Annotated in this window: 20 protein-coding genes; 6 read left to right on the top strand and 14 right to left on the bottom strand. The window is 68.1% G+C overall.

Annotated elements, in window-relative coordinates:
* Position 1: 1 nt before the first annotated feature.
* From AC07P1_RS15900 to AC07P1_RS15865, 8 genes are all read right to left on the bottom strand, one after another.
* Positions 2-1,222 carry a TIGR03087 family PEP-CTERM/XrtA system glycosyltransferase gene (locus AC07P1_RS15900; RefSeq protein ID WP_494696726.1) on the bottom strand — a complete coding sequence of 407 codons (1,221 nt, stop codon included), beginning with the start codon at positions 1,220-1,222 and terminating at the stop codon, positions 2-4.
* Between the two features lie 3 nt (positions 1,223-1,225).
* Entirely contained in the window at positions 1,226-2,329 is a 1,104-nt protein-coding gene (locus AC07P1_RS15895; protein WP_494696725.1) for a FemAB family XrtA/PEP-CTERM system-associated protein, read from the bottom strand.
* Positions 2,326-3,177, bottom strand: coding sequence for an XrtA system polysaccharide deacetylase (locus tag AC07P1_RS15890; protein ID WP_494696724.1), 852 nt, complete (start codon positions 3,175-3,177; stop codon positions 2,326-2,328). Before AC07P1_RS15890 ends, AC07P1_RS15895 begins: the two co-directional genes overlap by 4 nt.
* Positions 3,174-4,343: a non-hydrolyzing UDP-N-acetylglucosamine 2-epimerase gene (gene wecB / locus AC07P1_RS15885; RefSeq protein ID WP_494696723.1), complete on the bottom strand. Its 1,170-nt coding sequence runs from the start codon at positions 4,341-4,343 to the stop codon at positions 3,174-3,176. Before wecB ends, AC07P1_RS15890 begins: the two co-directional genes overlap by 4 nt.
* Positions 4,340-5,347, bottom strand: a complete 1,008-nt coding sequence (locus tag AC07P1_RS15880; RefSeq protein ID WP_494696722.1) for an XrtA/PEP-CTERM system-associated ATPase — start codon at positions 5,345-5,347, stop codon at positions 4,340-4,342. Before AC07P1_RS15880 ends, wecB begins: the two co-directional genes overlap by 4 nt.
* Before the next feature lie 15 nt (positions 5,348-5,362).
* Positions 5,363-6,901, bottom strand: a complete 1,539-nt coding sequence (locus AC07P1_RS15875; protein WP_494696721.1) for a TIGR03016 family PEP-CTERM system-associated outer membrane protein — start codon at positions 6,899-6,901, stop codon at positions 5,363-5,365.
* Positions 6,902-6,935: 34 nt separating this feature from the next.
* Complete coding sequence (locus tag AC07P1_RS15870; RefSeq protein ID WP_494696720.1) at positions 6,936-7,883, bottom strand: XrtA-associated tyrosine autokinase; 948 nt, start codon at positions 7,881-7,883, stop codon at positions 6,936-6,938.
* A gap of 88 nt (positions 7,884-7,971) precedes the next feature.
* Positions 7,972-9,498 (bottom strand): XrtA system polysaccharide chain length determinant, encoded by a 1,527-nt coding sequence (locus AC07P1_RS15865; RefSeq protein WP_494696719.1) that lies wholly within the window; start codon positions 9,496-9,498, stop codon positions 7,972-7,974.
* A gap of 206 nt (positions 9,499-9,704) precedes the next feature.
* Here AC07P1_RS15865 and AC07P1_RS15860 point away from each other — a divergent pair, with 206 nt between their 5' ends.
* From AC07P1_RS15860 to AC07P1_RS15835, 6 genes are all read left to right on the top strand, one after another.
* Positions 9,705-10,508 carry a S1C family serine protease gene (locus tag AC07P1_RS15860; protein ID WP_494696718.1) on the top strand — a complete coding sequence of 268 codons (804 nt, stop codon included), beginning with the start codon at positions 9,705-9,707 and terminating at the stop codon, positions 10,506-10,508.
* A 147-nt stretch (positions 10,509-10,655) separates the two neighbouring features.
* Positions 10,656-11,261, top strand: coding sequence for an XrtA/PEP-CTERM system exopolysaccharide export protein (locus AC07P1_RS15855; protein ID WP_494696860.1), 606 nt, complete (start codon positions 10,656-10,658; stop codon positions 11,259-11,261).
* Positions 11,262-11,433: 172 nt separating this feature from the next.
* The gene (locus AC07P1_RS15850) at positions 11,434-12,033 is read left to right on the top strand and encodes a hypothetical protein (protein WP_494696717.1); all 600 of its coding nucleotides are present in this window, start codon (positions 11,434-11,436) and stop codon (positions 12,031-12,033) included.
* Positions 12,030-12,299, top strand: coding sequence for an HPr-rel-A system PqqD family peptide chaperone (locus tag AC07P1_RS15845; RefSeq protein ID WP_494696716.1), 270 nt, complete (start codon positions 12,030-12,032; stop codon positions 12,297-12,299). Before AC07P1_RS15850 ends, AC07P1_RS15845 begins: the two co-directional genes overlap by 4 nt.
* On the top strand, positions 12,293-13,207 hold the full coding sequence (locus AC07P1_RS15840) for an HprK-related kinase A (RefSeq protein ID WP_494696715.1): 915 nt from the start codon (positions 12,293-12,295) through the stop codon (positions 13,205-13,207). Before AC07P1_RS15845 ends, AC07P1_RS15840 begins: the two co-directional genes overlap by 7 nt.
* On the top strand, positions 13,204-14,310 hold the full coding sequence (locus AC07P1_RS15835) for a nucleotidyltransferase domain-containing protein (protein WP_494696714.1): 1,107 nt from the start codon (positions 13,204-13,206) through the stop codon (positions 14,308-14,310). The genes AC07P1_RS15840 and AC07P1_RS15835 overlap by 4 nt, the downstream gene beginning before the upstream one ends.
* Positions 14,311-14,507: 197 nt before the next feature.
* Here the strand turns inward: AC07P1_RS15835 and AC07P1_RS15830 are convergent, their stop codons facing one another.
* The 6 genes from AC07P1_RS15830 to AC07P1_RS15805 form a co-directional block, all read right to left on the bottom strand.
* The gene (locus tag AC07P1_RS15830) at positions 14,508-15,383 is read right to left on the bottom strand and encodes a ThiF family adenylyltransferase (protein ID WP_494696713.1); all 876 of its coding nucleotides are present in this window, start codon (positions 15,381-15,383) and stop codon (positions 14,508-14,510) included.
* Between the two features lie 100 nt (positions 15,384-15,483).
* The gene (locus AC07P1_RS15825) at positions 15,484-16,491 is read right to left on the bottom strand and encodes a glycosyltransferase family 2 protein (protein ID WP_494696712.1); all 1,008 of its coding nucleotides are present in this window, start codon (positions 16,489-16,491) and stop codon (positions 15,484-15,486) included.
* The gene (locus AC07P1_RS15820; protein ID WP_494696711.1) at positions 16,488-17,729 is read right to left on the bottom strand and encodes a carboxylate--amine ligase; all 1,242 of its coding nucleotides are present in this window, start codon (positions 17,727-17,729) and stop codon (positions 16,488-16,490) included. The genes AC07P1_RS15825 and AC07P1_RS15820 overlap by 4 nt, the downstream gene beginning before the upstream one ends.
* The gene (locus AC07P1_RS15815; RefSeq protein ID WP_494696710.1) at positions 17,722-18,846 is read right to left on the bottom strand and encodes an acyltransferase family protein; all 1,125 of its coding nucleotides are present in this window, start codon (positions 18,844-18,846) and stop codon (positions 17,722-17,724) included. The genes AC07P1_RS15820 and AC07P1_RS15815 overlap by 8 nt, the downstream gene beginning before the upstream one ends.
* Positions 18,843-19,511 (bottom strand): arsenate reductase/protein-tyrosine-phosphatase family protein, encoded by a 669-nt coding sequence (locus AC07P1_RS15810; RefSeq protein ID WP_494696709.1) that lies wholly within the window; start codon positions 19,509-19,511, stop codon positions 18,843-18,845. The genes AC07P1_RS15815 and AC07P1_RS15810 overlap by 4 nt, the downstream gene beginning before the upstream one ends.
* Positions 19,508-20,533, bottom strand: a complete 1,026-nt coding sequence (locus AC07P1_RS15805; RefSeq protein WP_494696708.1) for a polysaccharide deacetylase family protein — start codon at positions 20,531-20,533, stop codon at positions 19,508-19,510. The genes AC07P1_RS15810 and AC07P1_RS15805 overlap by 4 nt, the downstream gene beginning before the upstream one ends.
* Between the last annotated feature and the right edge of the window lie 3 nt (positions 20,534-20,536).

Genomic DNA, 20,536 nt, shown 5'->3' with positions numbered 1-20,536 from the left:
GTCACGCGCTCCGTGGCCATGGCTGGGCCGGAAGCTGTTCCAGCAACGCGGACACGGGCGCAAGATTGCTTTCCCAGCCGTACAGTTGCTCGACCTTGTCCCGCGCGGCGGCGCCGATGGCCGGATCGGGCGCGTTCAGATAGTCGAGCGCCGCGCGGGCGTGGCCGCCGGCGTCGTCGGCCAGCAGCAGTTCGCGGCCGGGCACCGCGTCTATGCCTTCCAGCGCCTGCGGCGAGACCAGCACCGGCCGCGCCATCGCCATCGCCTCCAGCACCTTGTTCTGGATGCCGCGCGCGATGCGCATCGGCGCCACGCACAGCGCCGCGTGCGCCAAGTAGGCGCGCACGTCGGGCACGGTGCCGGTGACCAGCACGCCGGGCAGCTCGGCCAGGCGCTGCACGGCCGGCGCGGGCCGCGAGCCGACGATGCAAAACAGCACGTCCGGCGCGGCGGCGCGGATGACGGGCAACACCTCGCGCGCGAACCAGCTGACGGCGTCGATGTTGGGCCAGTAATCCATGGCGCCGGTGAAGGCGAGCACGCGCGCGCCCGCCGGATACGGCGAGGCGCCGCCGTTCGCCGGCGAGAAGAAGTCGGTATCGACGCCGTTGCTGTAGTGGCCGACGCGGTCCGCGCTCTCCGGCGCCAAGGCGCGGAACAACGCCGCCTCCGGCGCCGACACGAACAAGGCCGCGTCGCTGGCGCGCGCCACTTCGCGCTCATAGTCGAGCAGCAGCCGCGCCTCGCGCTGGTAGACCTGGCGCATCGGCCAGCGCTTGCCGTCGGCGTACTGGCGCCACTTGTCGGAATCGACATCGACGAAATCCATCACCCGCCGGGCCGACGGATGCGCGTGCGCGTATTGCGCCATCGGCGAGGAATAGCAGACGATGCGGGTGATGCCTTCGCGCTCCACGGTCTGATCGACCCAGCGCCGCATGCCGCCGTTGCGGTAATAGTCGCACGACAGCGCCCGCCCGCCGGCCAGCGCCGCCAGGCTGCGCAACCGCGCCCGCAGCGGCCGGAGCGCGGCGAAATGGCTGCCGGCGCACATCGCTTGCAGATGCGCGACATGTTTCCAGTCGTCGGCGTCGTCGACAAACGTACCCAGATAGACCTGGTAGCGGGCGCGCAGGTGCCGCAGCAAATGGTACGACCGTATCTTGTCGCCCTTGTTGGGCGGATACGGAATGCGGTGCACCAGGAGCAGCAGTTTTTCCACGGATCAGCCCAGGTTCTTGACGATGTGCGGCCCCAGCATGTTCGCCACCGGCAGCGGCAACCGCTGCCACATCTGGATGAACAGGCGGTACTTGGGATTGAGCGGATTGTTTTCCGGCACCGCCGACGCCTTGATCAGCTTGACCTCGTAGTCCAGCGGCTCCGCCTCGAAGCCCCAGTTCTTCTTGAAGTCGAAGGCGCCCGTGCCCAGCTTGCTGCGGCCGAAATCGAACAGCCGCATGCCGCGCGCGGCCGACGCCTGCATCAGGTTCCAGTACATAAAGTCGTTGCCGGCCAGCGCGCGGGCGTTGTCCAATCCGCCGCCGTAGTACGGCAGCACCTGGTCGCGGAAGAAGAAACTGAGCACGCCGGCCACCAGTTCGCCGTTGTGGGCGCCGTTATGTGTGATCACCCGCACCTCGCAATCGTCGCCGAAGGTTTCCTTCAGCAGCGCGAAGTAGCGGCGCGAAAACACCGGCGTGCCCAGACGGTGCACGCTGCGCGCGTAGGCGGCGTAGAAGCGTCCGACGTCCTGGTCGACCTCGCCTTGCAGGCCCAGTTTGATGCCCTTCCTGACCATCGCGCGCTGTTTGCGCGGAATGGCGTTCATATTCTGCTCGTCGTCGGCGACGATGGCTTTGCGGAACGTCACATACAGGGGCTTGGCGAGCCAGCCCGGATCGCCCGGGTGGCTGCGCGCGATGTTGCGGTATTCGAGGTGGCCGACGCCCAGCTCCCGCGCCAGCGCCTGCGCGGCCTGGTCGAGCATGACGCGCGCCTCGTCGGAGCTGGCGGCGATGCCGCCGTAGACGCAGAACGGCAACGCGCCCAGCCAGTGGCCGAACACGCGGCTGCGCACCTCGCCCAGCGGCAAGATGCCTTCGATGACGCCGGCACGCTCGACATAATAAAACCAGGTGCGGTGGCCGAACGCCTGGCGCAGCACGCGCTGCCATCCGGCGCGGTGGAAGAACGTCGCCTGCGGGCACTGGTCGACGTAGGCGTCCCAGCGCCGGCCGTCGTGCTCCTCCATCAGGCGCAGGCGCAATTGGCCGGCCGCCGGTGCTTGCGTGCCGGCCAGGTGCACGTGGTCGGCCAGCGCGCTCATGCGGCCCCCAGGAACAGCCGGTCCATGCGGTCCCAGGCGAAGTCGCGCGTCAAGGCGCGGATGCGGCCGTCCATGCGGTCGAGGTTGACGTAGTGGCGGAAGCGCGTCTTCCACGCCAGACCCTGCGGGCGCGGCTGGCCGGGATCGAGCTCCCACGGATGGAAATAGAAGATGGCCGGCTGGCGGTCCTGCCGGTTCACCTGGCGCATCATCCAGCGCGACATCGCGTACGGCATCAGGCGGAAATAGCCGCCGCCGCCGGCCGGCAGGTTGCGCTTCATCAGGCGCACGGTGGTGATCGGTACTTCCAGCAGCCCCTGCTCGCCGTTCGGATAAAAGGCGAAGCGTGGCGCGTCCGGCATGCCGTAGTGGTCGTGCACGATGGGATAAATGCTGGAGCTGTAGCGGTAGCCGGCCTGTTGCAGCGCGTCCAGCGCCCACAGGTTCGCCGGGCCGATCGAGAAGCTGGGCGCGCGGTAGCCGTGCACGGCTTGGCCACCGATGTCTTCCAGTATCGTTTTACTGGAACTGATGTCTTCCAGGAAGGCGGTATGGCTCTGATCGGACGCGCGCAGGTGGCCGTAGCCGTGGCTGGCCAGCTCGTGGCCGCCGTCGACGATGCGCCGCACCAGCGTTGGATAGCGCTCGGCGATCCAGCCCAGGGTGAAGAAAGTGGCGACGACGGCGCCGTCGTCCAGAATACCCAGAATGCGGTCGACATTGGCCTCGACCCGGCATTCGCGCCCGGCCCAGCTGTCGCGGGCGATGTGCGGCGCGAACGCCGACACCTGGAAGTAATCCTCGACGTCGATCGTCATGGCGTTGCGCACCGGCTGCATGGTTGTCATTGCGTGCTTCCTTCACGCTCGGTAAGCCAGCGCTGCATGATCTGGACGATGCGGCGCGCCGCCTGGCCGTCCCAGTAGCGCGGCACCCGGCCGGTCTTGCCGCCGCCGCTGAGCACTTTGTTGTACTCGGCCAGGATGCGGCCGGCGTCCTGGCCGACGATGGTGTTGGTGCCCTGCTCGACCGTGATCGGCCGCTCGGTGTTGTTGCGCAGGGTCAGGCACGGCACGCCCAGCGCGGTGGTCTCCTCCTGCATGCCGCCGGAATCGGTCAGCACCACGCGGGCGCCGCGCATCAAGCCCAGCATTTCGAGATAGCCCATCGGCGGCAGCGGCAGCATGCCCGGCTGGTCGAGCAGGTCGCCGAGGCCGGCGCGCTCGATCATGGCGCGCGTGCGCGGGTGCAGCGGGAACATAACCGGAGTGCGGCGCGAGACGATCAGCGCCGTCTCCAGCAGGCTGCGCAGCACTTCCGGCCGGTCCACGTTCGATGGCCGGTGCAGGGTCAGCACCGCGTAGCCGTCCTCGCCGTCGGCGAAGCCGGGGCGCCCGGCCATCGCGGCGATGTTGGCGGCCGGCAGCGCGCGCGGCAGGTTGGCGAGCAGCGTGTCGATCATGACGTTGCCGGCGAAATGGATGCGCTGTTCCTCGATGCCCTCGCGCAGCAGGTTGTCGCGGCCGCTGGACTCGGTGGTGAACAGCAGGTCGGACAACTGGTCGGTGAGGATGCGGTTGATCTCTTCCGGCATGGCGCGGTCGCCGCTGCGCAGGCCCGCCTCCACATGGAACACCGGAACGCCGCGCTTGCTGGCCACCAGCGCGCACGCCAGCGTGGAATTGACGTCGCCCACCACCAGCACGCCGTCGGGGGCCACCTCGTCCATGGCCGGCTCGAACTTGCGCATCACCTCGGCGGTCTGCAGCGCGTGGCTGCCGGAGCCGACCTCCAGGTTGATGTCCGGGTCCCGGATGCCCAGCGCCGAGAAGATCTGGTGGTTCATGGCCACGTCGTAGTGCTGGCCGGTGTGCAGCAGGCGCGCCTCGAATCCGGCCGTCGGCTCGGCCAGCGCCGTCATGATGGGCGCCATCTTCATGAAGTTGGGGCGGGCGCCGACCACGCAGAGGATGCGGAATTTGCGCGCGGGCGTATCTTGGTCGATCAGGCTCATTCGATGTTGTCCATCTGTGGCAGGTTGGCGGGAGTGGCGACCAGCTTTCTCAGCACGTGCAGCAGCGACACCATCGAGCGTTCGACGCGCACCAGGCGTTCGTCGATCGTGCCCTGGGACACCATGCCGCCGCTGGGCGGCCACTCGCCCGGAGGCTCCATGGCCGGCGCCGAATCCGGCCCGTCCGGCACGGCCGTCTCGTCGCGGATGTCGCGCAGCACCGTGGCCACCTCGGCCTCGGTGAAGGTGTCGAGCTCCTCGAGGAAGCCCATCAGCAGCAGGCGGTCGCAGACGTGGTTGGTGGTGCGCGGAATGCCGCCGGCGTAGGCGTGGATCGCCGCGTGCGCGCCGTCGGTGAAGCATGGATTGCCGCGCCAGCCCACCGTTTGCAGCCGGTGCACGATGTAGGCGCGCGTTTCGTCGCCGTTCATCGGCCCCAGGTGGTAGGTGGCGATGACGCGCTGGCGCAGCTGGCGCAATTCCGGGCTGTTGAGCGTGGTGCGGAACTCCGGCTGGCCCAGCAGGAAGGTTTGCAGCAGCGAGCGCTCGTCGGACTGGAAGTTCGACAGCATGCGCAACTCCTCGACGGTGCGGGCGGTGAGGTTTTGCGCCTCGTCGACGACCAGCAGCGCGCGCTTGCCCTGCTTGTCGCAGTTGCGCAGGAACTGTTCCAGCCGCACCAGCAGCATGCTCTTGCTGCCCTCCTCGGCCGGCAGGCCGAACGCGGCCAGCACCATGCGCAGGGTGTCCTCGGTGTTCAGGTAGGTGTTGGTGATCTGCGCGGCGACGATCTCGTCGGCCGGCAGGCCGTTGAACATATTGCGCATCAAGGTGGTCTTGCCGGCGCCGACCTCGCCCGTGATGACGATGAAGCCCTCGCGCTGCGACAGGCCGTATTCGAGATAGGCCATGGCGCGCTTGTGGCCCTGGCTGCCGAAAAAGAAGTGGGGGTCGGGGCGCAGCTGGAACGGCTTGGCGCTGAGCCCATAATAGTTCTCATACATCGCGGGCCTGGCTCCTCAGAAGCGTTGGTTGAGATGAAACACGATGGCGTTCTCGCGGTAGCCGCCACGGGCGCCGGCCACGCTGCCGGTCTGCCGGCGCAGTTCGAGGTCGCCGGTCAGTTGGCGGCCGAGCTGGCGCGTCAGCGCGACACGGAAGGCGCGGTTGATGCTGCTGGCGTCCTGCACCAGCGAGTCGGCCTTGTTGAAACTGGCCGACAGGTTCAGCGAGCTGCGCGGCGAGAGCCGGTAGTTGAAGGTGGCGCTGCCGCCCTGCTGGTGGCTGTTGTCGTTGAGGCTGCCGAAGCTGCTGCCCAGCAAGGCGCTGTCCGACTGCACCGACGACAGCGCGTTGCGCCGCTCGTCCGTCAGGCTCAGCACCAGCACGCTGTGCGCCAGGGTCCAGGCCAGCGAGACCTGGAACTGCTTTTGCAGGATGTAGCGGTTGCTCAGATAGTTGACGCTGTCGGTCAGCGCCAGCGGCAGGCCGTTGGCGCGGATGAAGGCGTCGACCGCCTGGCGCCGCCGCGCCGGATCGGCGATGGCGCCGGCGTACATGCGGTCGAGCAGTTCGAAGGTCGAGACCGACGCCGGCAGCAGGAACTGGTCGCGCGAGGTGGTGACGTCGGTCGAATAGCGCACGCTCCAGGCGGTGGCGCGGGTGCGGTGCACGGCGTCGAGGTGGTAGCTGTCGCCGAAGAAGCGCTTGCCGAAGCTGGCGCTGACGCTGGTGCGGCTCGACGGCGTCCAGCCGAAGCCGACCGACCACGACTTGCCGGTCGGCGCCTCGCCCACCTGCGATTCGTATCTGTACTGGTCGCGGCCGATGCTGGCGGTCAGGCGCAGCGGCGCGGCGACCAGGTAGGAGCCGTCGACGCCGGTGTTGCCGCTGATGGTGGTCGGGCCGGTGCCGTCCTCCAGCCGCTGGCGGTAGTAGTGCGCGCCCCAGCCGATGCGCGCGCCGATGCCGCCGCCCAGCGAGGCCTGCACGCTGTCGGCGTTGCTGTGGTTGAAACCGGCGCTGTCGGCGCTGACCACGTCGTGCGTGTAGCGCAGCTCGCCCGTCACCAGGCGCCCGAAGCTGTGCGTCAGATAAGGACTGACGCTGTAGCTTTTGACGTTGGTGCGGTTGTCGGTCAGGTAGCCGTCCGAGCCGTTTTGCGCGACCGGCGGGCCGAAGGCCGAGATGGCCTGCTGGCGGTAGGCGCCGGCCGCGTCCAGAAACAACAGGCCGCTGACGGCCTCGGCGTGCAACTTGCCGTTGAAGTTGTGCGACAGGCTCTGGTTGGCCGCCGGGTCGTCGCGCGAGTAGGCGTACAGGCGCGCCTCGTAGGCGGCCAGCAATTGCAGGCGCGGGCTGTCGTCGCGTACGGTGATGCCCGGCGTCAGCTCGCTGATCCACAGGCTGCGCGCCTGGTCCGGCGGCGCCAGGCTGACGTTGTCGGTGTAGGTTTGCTGGAACTGCGCGGACGGCTCGACCTTCAGCTCCGCCCGGCACGCGGGCGAAAACAACAACGCCACCGCCGCCGCCGTCACGGTCGGCACGGGCAGCCTCATGGCCAACCCCACGACGCCCCGCCCCCGGCGGCGTTCAGGACTGGCCATTATGATAAGTATAGTTATATTGGTAGTCATACGCCGCCGTCCCGGGGAACTCGCGGGTCTTGTTGTACACCAGGTTGACGTTGCTCAGGCCCTCGAGCTGGCGCAGCGATTCCTGCACCGCGTGCTGGCTGGTCTTCTCGGCCTCGACCACCACCACGATCTGCCCCATGTGCGCGGCCAGCACGTGCGCCTCGGTGGTCAGCAGCAGCGGCGGCGAATCGAAGATGATGATGCGGTCGGGATAGCGCCCGGCCATCTCCTGCAGCAGGTTGGCCATGGCCTGGCTGGCCAGCAGCTCGGTGGCGCGCGCGTTGGCGCCGCCGGCCGGCAGCAGCGTCAGGCCGTCGATATTGGTGTGCAGCAGCAGTTCGGACATGTCGGCGCGCTCGTCGAGCAGCAGCTCCATCAGGCCGCGCTGGCCGGGCAGGCCCAGGGTGCGCAGCACCGACGGCCGGGCGACGTCGGCGTCGACCAGCAGCACGGTGTGGTCCAGCTCCATGGCGATGCTCATGGCCAGGTTGATGGCGCAGAAGGTCTTGCCCTCGCCCGGGAGCGAGCTGGTGATCATGATCAGGTTGGCCGGCTTGTCGCTGCGGTGCTTGGGCGAGAAGGCGCGCGTGATCAGCGGGCGCTTGATGACCCTGACCTCCTCCATCAGCGGCGTGCGGGTGCCGGCGGTGATAAAGCCCATGGCCTGCATGCGCGCCGCGTCCAGTTCGATGTTCTTGCCGTTGCCGCGGTTGCGCAGCACGGCCGCCGGTGATGCCGACGGCGGCAGGCCGCGGGTCGGCGAATCCGACGGCGACGGCGCCGCCACGTTGGCGGCCAGCGCCGCGACGACGGCTTCGTCGGCGCGGGTTTGGGCCTGCGCCTCCCCCTGCCGCGTCGCAGCGTCCTGGTGCATCCGGCTGGTGGCTCGTTCGATTATGCTCACGGAAAACTCCTGGTTTCGCTGATGAAACTGGCTGACTGGGCGGGGTGACGCCGATGGACGCCCGTCAGGCCGATGGTTTTAAGTGTGACTAGCGTTGCATCCACAACACCGATGCCATGACGCCGCCATAGCCGCCGAAGAACAGCGACACCGCCAGCCCGAACGCGTACAGGCGGCGTCGCCGCTTGAGGCGCTGGGTGTCGGTCCAGTTCATCGAAATGCTTCCAAGGATGGGAATGCCGGTGGTCTCGCGCAGCGAGCGCTGGCTGATGAAGGTCGGCCGTATCTGGCTCAACAACAGCGCCGAGCCCAGGCCGGCCAGCAGCGCGCCGGCGAACACGATCGAGCACAGCCGCGCGCGGTTGGGGCCGACCGGCATCACCGGCGCGCTCGGCGGATCGATGACGCGGATGGTCATCATGTCCGACGCCGAGCTGAGGTCGCCCGACAGCCGGGCCGACTCGCGCCGCTCGACCAGCTTGGCGTAGTTTTCCTTGTTGATGGCGTAGTCGCGGTTCAGCTGCGACAGCTCGGCCTCGACCTCGGGCGCGGCCGTGCTCATGGCCCGCAGCGCCGCCACCCGGCTGCTGTATTCGCGCACGCGGGTCTGCAGCGCGGCCAGGCGCGCCTCCTCGACCGACAGCGCGACGTTCATCTGCTGCAGCATCGGGCTGAAATTGGCGCCGGCGGTGCGCACCTTCTTCGACGCCTCCTCGCGCTTGCGGGCCTTCAACTGGTCGATCAGGCGCTTGGTGCCGGCGATGTCGGGATGCTCGTCGGTGTATTGCATGCGCAACTGGTCGAGGTTTTTCTCGAGCGCCTGGATGCGGCCGTCGAGCTCGGGATTGGCGTCCTCGCTCGGCGTCGCGCCCAGCACCGGCGCCGGTTCCTCGCCGACGATCTGGCGCTTGATGGCGTTGCGCGACTGCTCCACCTCGGCCGCCTCCAGGCGCGCCTGGTTGAGCAGCTCGGTGGTCTCGGCCAGCTTGCTGGCGTAGTCGCCGCCCTGGCGCGACATCAGCCCCATGTGGCGGATCTTGAAGTCCTTGAGCGCGTTCTCGCCGGCGGCCAGTTTTTCCTCGTAACTCTTGATCTGCTCGGCGATGAAGGAGATGGCCTTGTCGGAATCCTGCTTCTTGCCGCCGACGCTGCCCTCGACGAAGATCGTCAGCAGCGATTGCACCACGTCCTTGCCCAGCTTGGGATCGGGATTGGTGTAGGCGATGGTGTAGATGTCGTCGTTGCCGGTGCCGCTGATGCTGATCTGCGAGGTCAGCTCGTCGATCAGGCGTTCCTTGTCGTTGACGCTGCGCGTCTTGATGTCCAGATCGACCATGCGGATGACGCGCTCGACGTTGGGCCGGCTGATCAGGGTGCGGCGCATGAACATCACCTGCTCCTCGATGTTGGGCATGGTGGTCATGCCGGCCATCAGGGGCTTGAGGATGCTTTGGGTGTCGACATAGACGCGGGCCGTCGATTGGTACTCGTCGGGCATGCGGTACACGACCGCCCAGCCGATCAGGCCGACCACCCAAGCGACCGCCACGGCATACCAGCGATACTTGCCCAGCGCTTTCAGAAACGTCAGCAGCAATGCACTCAATTCCGCCATCTCTTGCCTCGCCAAGTGCGCGCCAGGTCCTGTCTGGAAGGCCGGCGCGTCGATTATCAAAACAACATTTCTATGAATCATAGTACAACGGATCAATTCGTTGTTATTATTTTTTACACACTTGGCTACAACGTTGCAAGAAATGGACAAGCGCCGGGGCGGCGAAGATTTATTGCAAAAATCATCAGATGGTGTAGATTGCGGGCATGATCATAATCGCTACAATTTTAAGCAGCGCGCGCCGTACCGCCTCGCTGTGCGCCTTGCTCGCGGGGGCGGCGCTTGCCGTCTGCCCGGGCGCGCGGGCGGCCGAGCTGAGGGAAACCGCGGCCGTCGTCAAGCGCTCGGTGGTGGCGATCGGCAGCTACCAGCCGACCCGCTCGCCGTCCATCGTGTACAGCGGCACCGGCTGGGTCGCCGGCGACGGCCTGAGCGTGATCACCAACGCCCACGTGGTGCCGGAGGCGCCCGATCTGGCGCGCCAGGAAAGCTGGGGCGTGGTGGTGGCCGACGGCCAGAATGTGCGCTTCCGCCCGGCAACGTTGGCCGGACGCGACACCGAACACGATTTATTGCACCTGCGCCTGGCGGGCACGCCGTTGCCGGCGTTGAAACTGGCCGATTCCGACACCGCCGGCGAGGGCCAGGACCTGGCCTTCACGGGCTTCCCTCTGGGCATGGTGCTCGGTTTGCATCCGGCCACGCACCGCGCGGTGCTGGCGGCGATCACGCCGATGACGCGGCCGGCGGCGACCTCGCGCCAGCTCGACGCGCGCGCCGTCAAGCAGCTCGGGCGACCGCCGGTGACGGTGTTCCAACTCGACGCCATCGCCTACCCCGGCAACAGCGGCAGCCCGCTGTACGACCCGGCGACCGGGGCCGTCTACGGGGTGCTGAACATGGTGTACGTCAAGGGCAGCAAGGAGAACGCGATCAGCACGCCGAGCGGAATCGGCTATGCCGTGCCGTCGAACTACGTGCGCGACCTGCTGCGCAACACGTCACAATAAAGCCACAATAACTTTCTTGCCATGATCAAAAAGGCATGCCAAAATGAAAATATCGGCGTCACTTGCGCCGTGCCAGTTTTCTCCATCGCACTCCATTAAAGGACGACCGTGAACGCGCACTCTTCCCCCAATCTTTACCGGCGCGCGCTGCGCTGCGTCCTGGCGTTGACCTGCGGCCTGGCCATCGCGGCATTGTCCGGCTGCGCGACGCAGCGCCCGCTGGCGGCGCCGGCCGAGTCCTCGCCGGAGATCGATTACCTGATCGGGCCGGGCGACAGCATCAGCATCAACGTCTGGCGCAATCCGGAGGTGTCGCAGACGGTGCCGGTGCGCCCCGACGGCAAGATCACGGCGCCGCTGGTGGAGGACCTGCCGGCCAGCGGCAAGACCCCGAGCCAGCTGGCGCGCGACATCGAAAAGGCGCTGGCGCGCTACATCCAGCAACCGGCCGTGAGCGTCGTCGTCAACGGCTTCGTCGGCACCTACGACCAGCAGATCCGCGTGATCGGCCAGGCCGCCAAGCCGCAGTCGCTGCCGTACCGGCGCGACATGTCGCTGATGGACGTGCTGATCGCCGTTGGCGGCGTCACCGAGTTCGCGGCGGGCAACCGCGCCAGCATCGTGCGCAAGATCGACGGCAAGCAGGAGAAGCTGCCGGTGCGACTGAGCGACTTGATCAAGGACGGCGACATCTCGGCCAACGTGCGCATGTGGCCGGGCGACATCCTGATCATCCCTGAGAGTTTCTTCTAAGATAGTGTCGGGATTCTTTACAGTCGCCGGCCCCGCGCCGAGCGCGCCGGCGGCGATAGCATAAAACCGATCATAAGTCCTTGATTTTAATTGAACTCCAGCCAGGGTTCAGTGTCGGGAATGAAACTTGCATTAGATTGTGCAGACAAGTAAAACACAGGGGATGGCAGACGTGGCTAAGCAAACGCATCAAGATAATCCAGGCGATGCGCCTGTGCCGGTGCAGGTGGTGGTGGACGCCAACGCCCCGTCGCGGCCGTCGCGCCGACGCCTGGCCGGGGCCGGCATCGCCAGCGGCGTCATCCTGACACTGAAAAGTCCGTCCGCCATGGGCACGACGATGTGCAAGGCGCCGTCGGGCGCGATGTCGGGTGGACTGAGCAGCCAGAAGCCGACGACGACGCTGGTGTGCAAGGGCCGCCTGCCGTCGTGGTGGGCCATGCAGGCCTGTCCGCTGCCGCCGACCTGCGCCGCCTTCGGCCACGTGTTCACCTGCGGCTCGCGCACCACGGCCTACGCCAACGTGCCGATCCTCAAGATCCTGAAGGCCCAGACCTACGACCGCGACCGGGTGGGCATGTACCTGATGGCGGCCTACTTCAACGCCTACACGGGCAAGACCTCGTTCCTGAAAGTGCCGGCGGTGATCGCCATCTGGAACGAGTGGCAGGGCTCCGGCGCCAACCTCGGCGGCACCTACACGCCGATCGCCGGGGGCCGCAAATGGGGCTCGCGCGAAATCGTCGCCTACCTCGCCAGCACCATGACATGAGCACGGCCATTTCCTGGCGGCTGACGCCGGGCCAGCAACTGCGGCGGCGGCAGTGGGACGGGGAATGCGTGCTGTACAACGACCTCTCCGGCGACACCCACCTGCTCGGCGCCGACGCGCTGGAGCTGCTGCTGGCGCTGCTGGCCGGAGCGGCCGACGCCGACGCCCTGGCGCGCAGGCTGCTGGCGGCCGGACTGGACGCGGACGGGGTGGACGCGCTGCTGGCGGACCTGGAAGGCCTGGCCCTGGTCGAGGCGGTATGCTGACTGTGGCGCAGCTGCCGGCCGGCCAACTGGCCGCGCGCCTGGCCGGCGCCGGCCTGTACCTGCAGACCGGCGCCTTCGTCACCCGCCTGCAAAGCACGATACCGGGCGTGGTGCATGGCGTGGGGCTGATGTACGCCGACTATCCGCTCGGCCCCGACGACGGCTACGCCGATTTCCACCTGCGCATGGTGCGTCCGCTCAACTGGCGGCGCTGGCTGCGCCCGCAGGTGCAGTTGCTGGCCGACGGGCTGGCTCCGTTCAAGCCGCTGCCGCTGGCGCAGGCCTATCCGATGTTCGAATGGGGGCTGAACTGGTGCATCTCAAGCCGCGCCCACAGCTACCTGATGCTGCACGCGGCGGTGGTGGAAAAGAACGGCCGCGCCGCCATCCTGCCGGCGCCGCCCGGCTCCGGAAAAAGCACGCTGTGCGCGGCGCTGGTCCACCACGGCTGGCGCCTGCTGTCCGACGAACTGACCATGGTCCGGCTGGAGGACGGGTTGATCGTGCCGATGCCGCGTCCGATCAGCCTGAAGAACGGCTCGATCGACTTGATGCGCGCGGCGCTGCCGGCCGCCCTGTTCTCGCCACCCGTGCACGACACCAACAAGGGCACGGTGGCCCACCTGCGGGCGCCGGCCGACAGCGTCGGCCGCCTGGCCGAGCCGGCGCGGCCGGCCTGGATCGTCTTCCCCCGTTACGAAGCCGGCGCGGCGGCCGAGCTGCTGCCGGTGGCCAAGGGGCGCGCCCATCTGCGCGCTGCCGAGAACGCCTTCAATTACAGCGTACTGGGCGCGCGCGGCTTCGACACCATGGCCGAGCTGGTCGAACGATCGGACTGCCACGACTTCCGCTACAGCAGCCTGGCCGACGGCATCGCCACGTTCGAGCGCCTGGCGGCGGCGCCATGACGCCGCTGCTGATCGAGGTGCTGCGCACGCCGGCGGCGCTGGCCGCGTTCACCCCCGCCCAGTGCGACCTGGTGCTGCGACAGGCCGAGCGCGCGCAACTGCTGGCCAGCCTGCACGCGCGGGCGCGCGACGCCGGCGTGCTCGAGCGCTTGCCGGCGCCTGCGCGGCGACAACTGGAGTGGGCCCGCCAGCAGGGCGAGCGCCACCTGCAGGCGGTGCGCTGGGAGGTGCGGCAGATCCGGCAGGCAATGGCGGGACTGGGGGTGCCGCTGATCCTGCTCAAGGGAGGCGCCTACGCAATGGCCGGGCTGGCCGCCGCCGAGGGCAGGATTTTTTCCGACATCGACATCCTGGTGCCGCGCGCGGCGCTGGCCGACGTCGAATCGGCGCTGATGTTGCACGGCTGGGCCGGCGTCGGCCACGACGACTACGACCAGCATTACTACCGGCGCTGGATGCACGAGCTGCCGCCGATGCGCCACGTCTGGCGCGAGACGGTGATCGACGTCCATCACGCCATACTGCCGAGCACGGCCGCCGCGCATCCCGACGCCATGCTGCTGCGCGCGGCCGCCGAGCCGCTGCCCGGCCATCCGGCCAGCGGCAGCCTGCCGGCGGTGTTCACGCTCGGGCCGGTGGACATGGTGCTGCACAGCGCCACCCACCTGCTTTACGAAAGCGAGTTCGACCACGGCCTGCGCAATCTGGTCGACATCGACCGGTTGCTGCACGAGTTTTCGTCGCTGCCGGGATTCTGGGTGCGGTTGACGGACCGGGCCGCGATGCTGCAACTGCAACGGCCGCTGTTTTACGCGCTGCGCCACGCCGCGCGCCTGTTGCATACGCCGGTGCCGGCGTCGCTGCTGGAGGGGAACGAGGTGGCGCGGCCGGGGCCGGTAGTGCTGGCGCTGATGGACGCGCTGCTGGACCGGGCCTTGCTGCCGCGGCACGCCAGCTGCGACGGGCCGCTGAGCAAACTGGCGCGCCAGATGCTTTACCTGCGCGGCAACTGGCTGCGCATGCCGCCTTGGCTGCTGGCGCGCCACCTGTTCCACAAGGCGCTGCTGACGCCGCTTCAGGCGGCGCGGACGAGGGATGTTTGACGGGCGTGTTCAATCTTAAAGCTGTCGGCGGCGCATGCATGGCGGATTACGCTACGCTAATCCGCCCTACGTGTTTTAGATGGACGCCGGCGCCCCGGGGACACTGGCATACCGGGGAGACACGTAGGGCGGATTAGGCGGAACGCCGTAATCCGCCATCGCCGAGCCGCCACCAACGCGCCCGAAACCCCGCCAACTCACGCCTCCGCCAACGCCTTGCCATAGATCCGCTTGGCGATGGTGATCGCCAGCCATTGCAAGGGGTGGCTGCTGCCGCCGGGGCGGTAGGTGTGCACCATCTTGTTCCGATAAGCGTCGAAATGCAGGCCGTGCGGCGCGGCCAGCACCTCTCCCCTGCCCAGCAACACCTTCAGCGCAACGGTGGCCGAGATGCCCGCGCACAGGTTGCACGCCATGATCGTCGACGGCCCGCGCCGCTCCTTCAAATTCACCGCCGACGGCACCACCAGATACGCCCGGTGCAGGCCGGCCGGCGCCAGCCCGACCATGAAGCGGATCGCCTTGTCCAGCTCCGGCAAATCGCCCCACTGGAAGTATTGTTCGAAGGTCGTCTTGCCGGGCAAGAAAGTCAGGCTGGCCCCGCCCATGCCCAACGGCGCGCACGTGGTCGCCGGAATGCCCATCTCCGCACATTTGGCGAAGGTCTGTTGGCGCGCGTCGAACGCGAAGAAATCCAGTCCGTCGACATAGAAATCCACGTCGCGCAGGAATTCCGGCAAGTTGGCGCTGGTGACGCCCTCGGCAAAGACGCGGATGTCGGCCTCGGGATTGATGTCGAGGATCATGCGGCGTATCACCTCCGACTTCGGCTGGCCGAGCGTGCTCATGGTCGCGCCCAGCTGGCGGTTGAAGTTGACGATGTCGTAGGTGTCGAAGTCGGCGATGACGAACTTGCCGAAGCCGAGCCGGGCGAAGGTGTTGGCGTAGAACGAGCCAACCGCGCCGGCGCCACCGATCGCCACGCGCTTGCCGCGCAATACCGCTTGCTCGGCCTCGGTGACCCAGCCGATATTGCGCGAGAACGCCTTATCGTAAATAAATGCTTGATCCATGGCAGCTACCTTTCTAGTGATCCTGGACCACCGGAATCGTGGCCGCCTCCCCAACGCCATCGTTCCACTCAGGATATTCGGTGAGTCTTTAAATGGTGGGCTACTTCCCCCGCTCGCGCTGCAACGCGATGCCGACCGCCAATGGCAAGGCGTAGATGAAGGTCTGCGGATCGACCTTGCAATGTCGTCCCAGCAGCGACGGCGAGACTTCCTGCCGGTGCAGCACGCGGTGCAGCAGATCGGCGACAAAACTGCGGCGCAGGCGGCGCACGCTGGCGAGATTGGCCTGCCGCTGCGGTGCCGACAGGTCGAACAGGCGCGACAGCGCGCGCTGGAATTTCATTTCGTGGTGCAGCCGCAACAGCGACGTCTTGCTGCCCCAGCCCGAACCCGAAAAGATGTTCACGCCGGCACCGTAGACGCACTCGCAGCGCGCCGAAAACGCGATGCGGCCGGTTCGCTGGCTCAGCTCGAGCCAGAACAGATAGTCTTCGCCGGCGTAGACGAACTCCTCGCGGAAGCGCAAGGTCGCCAGCGGCGCGTGGCGGTACACCACGGTCGAGGTGCCGATGATGTTGCCGCTCAGGATCTGGTCGAACATGTCGCCCCGGTAGGCGTACAACTCGTCGGCGCCGGCCAGCGCCGGGTGCTGCGCCGGATCGATGCGGCCGGCACGGCGGAACGCGCTGACCGTCTGGTGCAACTGGTAGTGGTCGGAGAAATAGAAATCGTTGCCCTGCCCCAGCGCCGTCAGCGCGCGCTCCAGGTGCTCGGGTATCCATTCATCGTCGGAATCGAGGAAGGCGACGAAGTCGGTGCCGGGCGGCAGCGCGTGCAGTCCGGTGTTGCGGGCGGCGGCGGGACCGGCGTTGGGCCGTTCGATGATGACGATGCGCTCCGGCTCATCGGCCAGCAAGCCGGCCAGCTCGGCGCGCGCCGGCACCGGCGAGGCGTCGTCGACAACGATGATGGTCAGCCGGTGTTCGCCGCGCTGGGCCAGCGCCGACACGACCGCCTTGCGCAGGATGCCCTCCTGCCGCTGGTAGTACGGAATGATCACGGCGACCGTGGGCAAAGCGCCGGCGTCCTCGTCGACTGCGACGTTCATGTTTTTCTCCGTTGCGGGATGCGCGGCGCGGGCAGCAAGCGCCGCGCCGTCAGCCACAGGTCGCTCAACAAAGGCATCGGGTCGCGCCAGCTGTGGACGAAATAACGGGTGCTCGGCCGGACGAAGTCGAACAGATAGCCGGCGATCTCGGCCAGAGCGCCGGCCGCCGGCACATAGCCGTCGCCGGGCTTGCGGGTCAGCACGCGCCACAGGCGTTTGGTTTCCGGCACCATGAATCGGGCGCGCAGCCCTGGCACGTACGGCGCCTGGGCCACCGGCCGCTCCAGTCCCAGCAGCTGGTAGGCGTACCACGGAAACGCCGCGCCGGCCTGGCAGGCCAGCGGCAGGCTGCCCCAGAAGCGGCCGTTGATTTCCATCAGCGCGGCCCGCCCGGTGGCCGGGTCGTAGCGGTATTCGACCATGGCCACGCCCTCCCAGTCGAGCGCGCGCAGCAGCGCGACCGACTGTTCCATCAGGGCCGCGTGCTGGTCCGGCGGCAGCGACACGCACAGCGTGGAAATGCCGCCCTCCGGCGGCCATTCGTGCACGCGGCGGTGCTGGAACAGGCAGTGCGCCTGGCCGTCGCGCATCAGCACGAACTGGCCGAGGCCGTAACCGGCGCAGAATTCCTGCACCATCGGATAGATGCCGACCGCCTCGTAGCGGCGCAGCCCGGCCAGCAGTTCGTCGGCGTCGGCGCAGTAGCGCAGCTTGTCGAGCGACAGGCCGGCCCGGCGCAGCGGCTGCATCGCGCCGTTCGGATCGGCCCACTTGAGGATGGCCGGATAACGCAGCGCCGGCGCGGCGGCGGCGGCCTCCTCCATCGAGTTCGGGTGCAGCGTGCGCGGCACGTGGATGCCCACCGAGGCGGCGGCCGCATAGGTCTGGTCCTTGTGCAGCACCCGCTCCATGCGCGCCGTGTCGGCGAACATCAGGCGGTAGCCGTCCAGCTGCGCGCGCTCCAGGTTGAGCGCGGCGATGTCGGTTTCGGAGATCGCGAACAGGCAGGCCGGGCCGATCTCCGAGGACAGTTGGCGCAGTTGCTGCAATAGGCCGGCGGCGCCGCCGCCGGGACGTATCAGGCCCCGCGCGAGGTAGCGCGAACGCAGGCCAAGCCCGGACGCGCTGTGCGCGATGCCGATCACCGGCACGCCGCGCCGGCCCAGGTCGCGGATGATGGCCAGTCCGATCGGGGTGTCGATGCCCAGCACCACCGCCGGTATCAAAGCCTCAGCCATGGGGCACTCCCGCCACCGGCACCTGCCGGCTTGGTCTGTCGAAGATGCGCGCCAGCAGCTTGCGGATCGCGTGCCGCCAGTGGTGGCGCTGCTGTTCGGTCAGGCTGCCCAGCACGCCGATGGTGGCGAAGGTGGCCAGCATCGTGGCGGCGTAGAACCATGGCCGGCCCGGGTCGCCATCGATCAGCGCGGCGTAGAACTGCATCAGCGGCTGGTGCAAAATATAGGCGCTGAAGGTGTAGGCGGCCAGCGGACGGATCATCGGTTCGATCATACCCAGCGGCCGCGCGGCGATGTCGGCCAGCGCCCGCATGCCGGCGAAGTTGGCCAGCACGATGACCGCCAGCAGGTAGTCGGTGATGAAGAACTTGGAGAACGCCATCTGGTGGTGCAAGTCGGCGCCGACGAGCCGCAGCAGCAGGTTCGAACCGGCCTCGGTCATGCCGTAATGATGGAACAGCCAGTAAGCCGGCCACGAGGCGGCGAACAGCAGCGCGCCGGGCAGCGGCTTGAGCGTGCGCAGCCATTGCCAGCGGAACAGCACCACGCCGGCCACCCACACCGGCGCCAGCAGCAAAATCTTGGGGCCGAGCAGCAGCATGACGGCGCCGGCCAGCAGCACGCGGGTGCGGCCGGCCGTGAAGGTGACGATGGCGAACAGCACGTAATACCAGAACTCGTAGCACAGCGACCAGTACGGCACGTTGGAGAACGACATGATCGACACCAGCCACACCTCGTTGAGGAAGGTCAGGCTGGTCAGGATGCGCAGCCAGGCCAGGCCGTAGGTGGTGGTGCCGCCGGTGTAGAACTGCGGCGCCATGGCCTCCCCGGCCATGTCCAGCAGCGGCGTCAGCAGCACGACCGGCAGCGCCAGCGAGTAAAAGCGCGACAGCCGGCTGGACCAGTACGACAGCGGCGTGTTCTCGCGCTCGGAGGTGATGTAGGCGATGACATAGCCCGACAGCACGAAGAAGACGATCACCGCCGCGTGGCCGTGGTTGCTGAACGGTAGCTTCTCCGTGGTCAGCAGGCGGAAATTGGAGTGGTAGACGATCACCGCCAGCGCGGCGAGAACCCGCACCAGATCGAGGTAAATGGAAAATCCCCGGTTCATGCGATGCTCCCGCTGCGGTTGGATGCGCCGGCGGCGCGCCGGATCGCCGCCGGTTCGTTGGTGGTGGCGGGCTGGCGCCGCGTCAACTGCGGCACGGCGCGCTGCAGCCCGCGCACCGCTTGCCGCACCCTTGCGAAGCACTGGTCGAAGTAGGCGTCGCTCAACGTGAAGGGGTCGTGCAGGTGCGGCATCGGTCGCGTGCACCACAGGCCCAGCAGCACCACCTCGACGTCCGTGCGCGGTCCCAGCCGGCGTCGCAGCTCGCGCGCCTGGCGCACTTCCATGACCAGGAACAGGTCGCCCGGCTGGACGTCGAAATCGGTCAGGTCGGTGGCGCGGTGGGCGCTCATGTCGTAGCCGTGGCGGCGCGCCGCGCGCAGCGCGCTGTCCGGCGAGGCGGAGCCGGTGTGGGTCGACAGGCCGGCCGAGGCCACCGTCATGTCCAGCCGCGCCGCCACCTGTTCGGCGAAGGCGCTGCGGCAGATGTTGCCGAGGCAAATGAAGACGGCGCGGCGCACCTTGTGCGGGTGGCGCAGGTGGAAGCCGGACAGGCGGCCGCTGGCGAGCTCGATCCGGGCCAGCCAGGCGCGCACCAGCCCGCGCCAGGTGCCGTGCCGGCGGTCGATGGCCTCGGCCAGCGGCGCGAATGGACGGCGCCAGTTCATGCCGCCCCCGCGCCCTGGCGCGCCAACGCCCAGTGGCCGTAGCGGTCGTACAACACCTGGGTCGCCATGCGGCACACGCTTTGCCACGGCGCGCCGCTGAGCAAATGGTTTTCCGCGTGCTGTGGGGCCAATGGCAGGCTGGCGGCGGCGGCCAGGCCGCTGGCCTGGTAGCGGTCGCCGTTGGCCGCGAGATAGCCGCACAGGCGCTCCAACCGCTCCTGGTTGACGCCGTGGCGGCGCAAGGTGCGGTAATCGGCGCCCCGGCTTTGCACGTATTCGAAGGGATGGGTCAGGATCACCACCAGCTCCATGCCGGCCCGGCGCGCGCGTTCGAGCAGGGTGCGCGTTTCGGCGAAGCTGGTGCCGGAGATCGACAGCGTCTTCAGGTGCGGACGGCGCAGGCGCCAGTCGCTGAAGGTCAACACCGGGCATTCCAGCACGCCGTGGCGCAGGTGGCGCCCGCCGTAGAGACGGTAGCGCGGATCGCCGCTGTCGTAGATCGCCAGCCCGATGTTGGAACTGTAAGGGATGCCGGCGGCGGCGATCGCGCTGTACAAGCCGCTGTCGTGCTGCAGGCTGGCGCTGCGGAACACCTGTGGCGGCGGCAGGCCCCATTCGCGGAACGTGGCTTGCCCCTGGCGCAGCAGCTCCAGGGTCGAGGCCTCGTCGCGGCCGGCGAAGTCGTCCTGGCGCGGCTCGCGCCGCACGCGTTCGGCCCAGTCGTCGTGCTGGAACACCGCCCAGCACGGATGGGCGTGCAGTTGCAGCTCGTGGCCGGCGGCGGCGATGCGCTGCGCCAGCGGCCGCATCGGATCGTCGCGGAAGTAATGGCGTTGCAAGGTCTCGATGAAGAACGTCGCGGTGATGTCGTTGCGGGCGAAGCAGTCGAGCATGAAGTCGAGGCCCTGCGAGCGGCCATCGACGTCGCAACGGACCATCTGCGCGCCGACCGGACGCAGCGCCGGGTCGGCGAAGGCGCCGGCAATGCTGAATTCGGTATCGATGGTCAGGCAAACGCGCATGAC

This window comes from Duganella sp. GW821-FHT07F09 (assembly GCF_059418705.1).
This window is presented reverse-complemented; position numbering and strand designations above follow the sequence as displayed.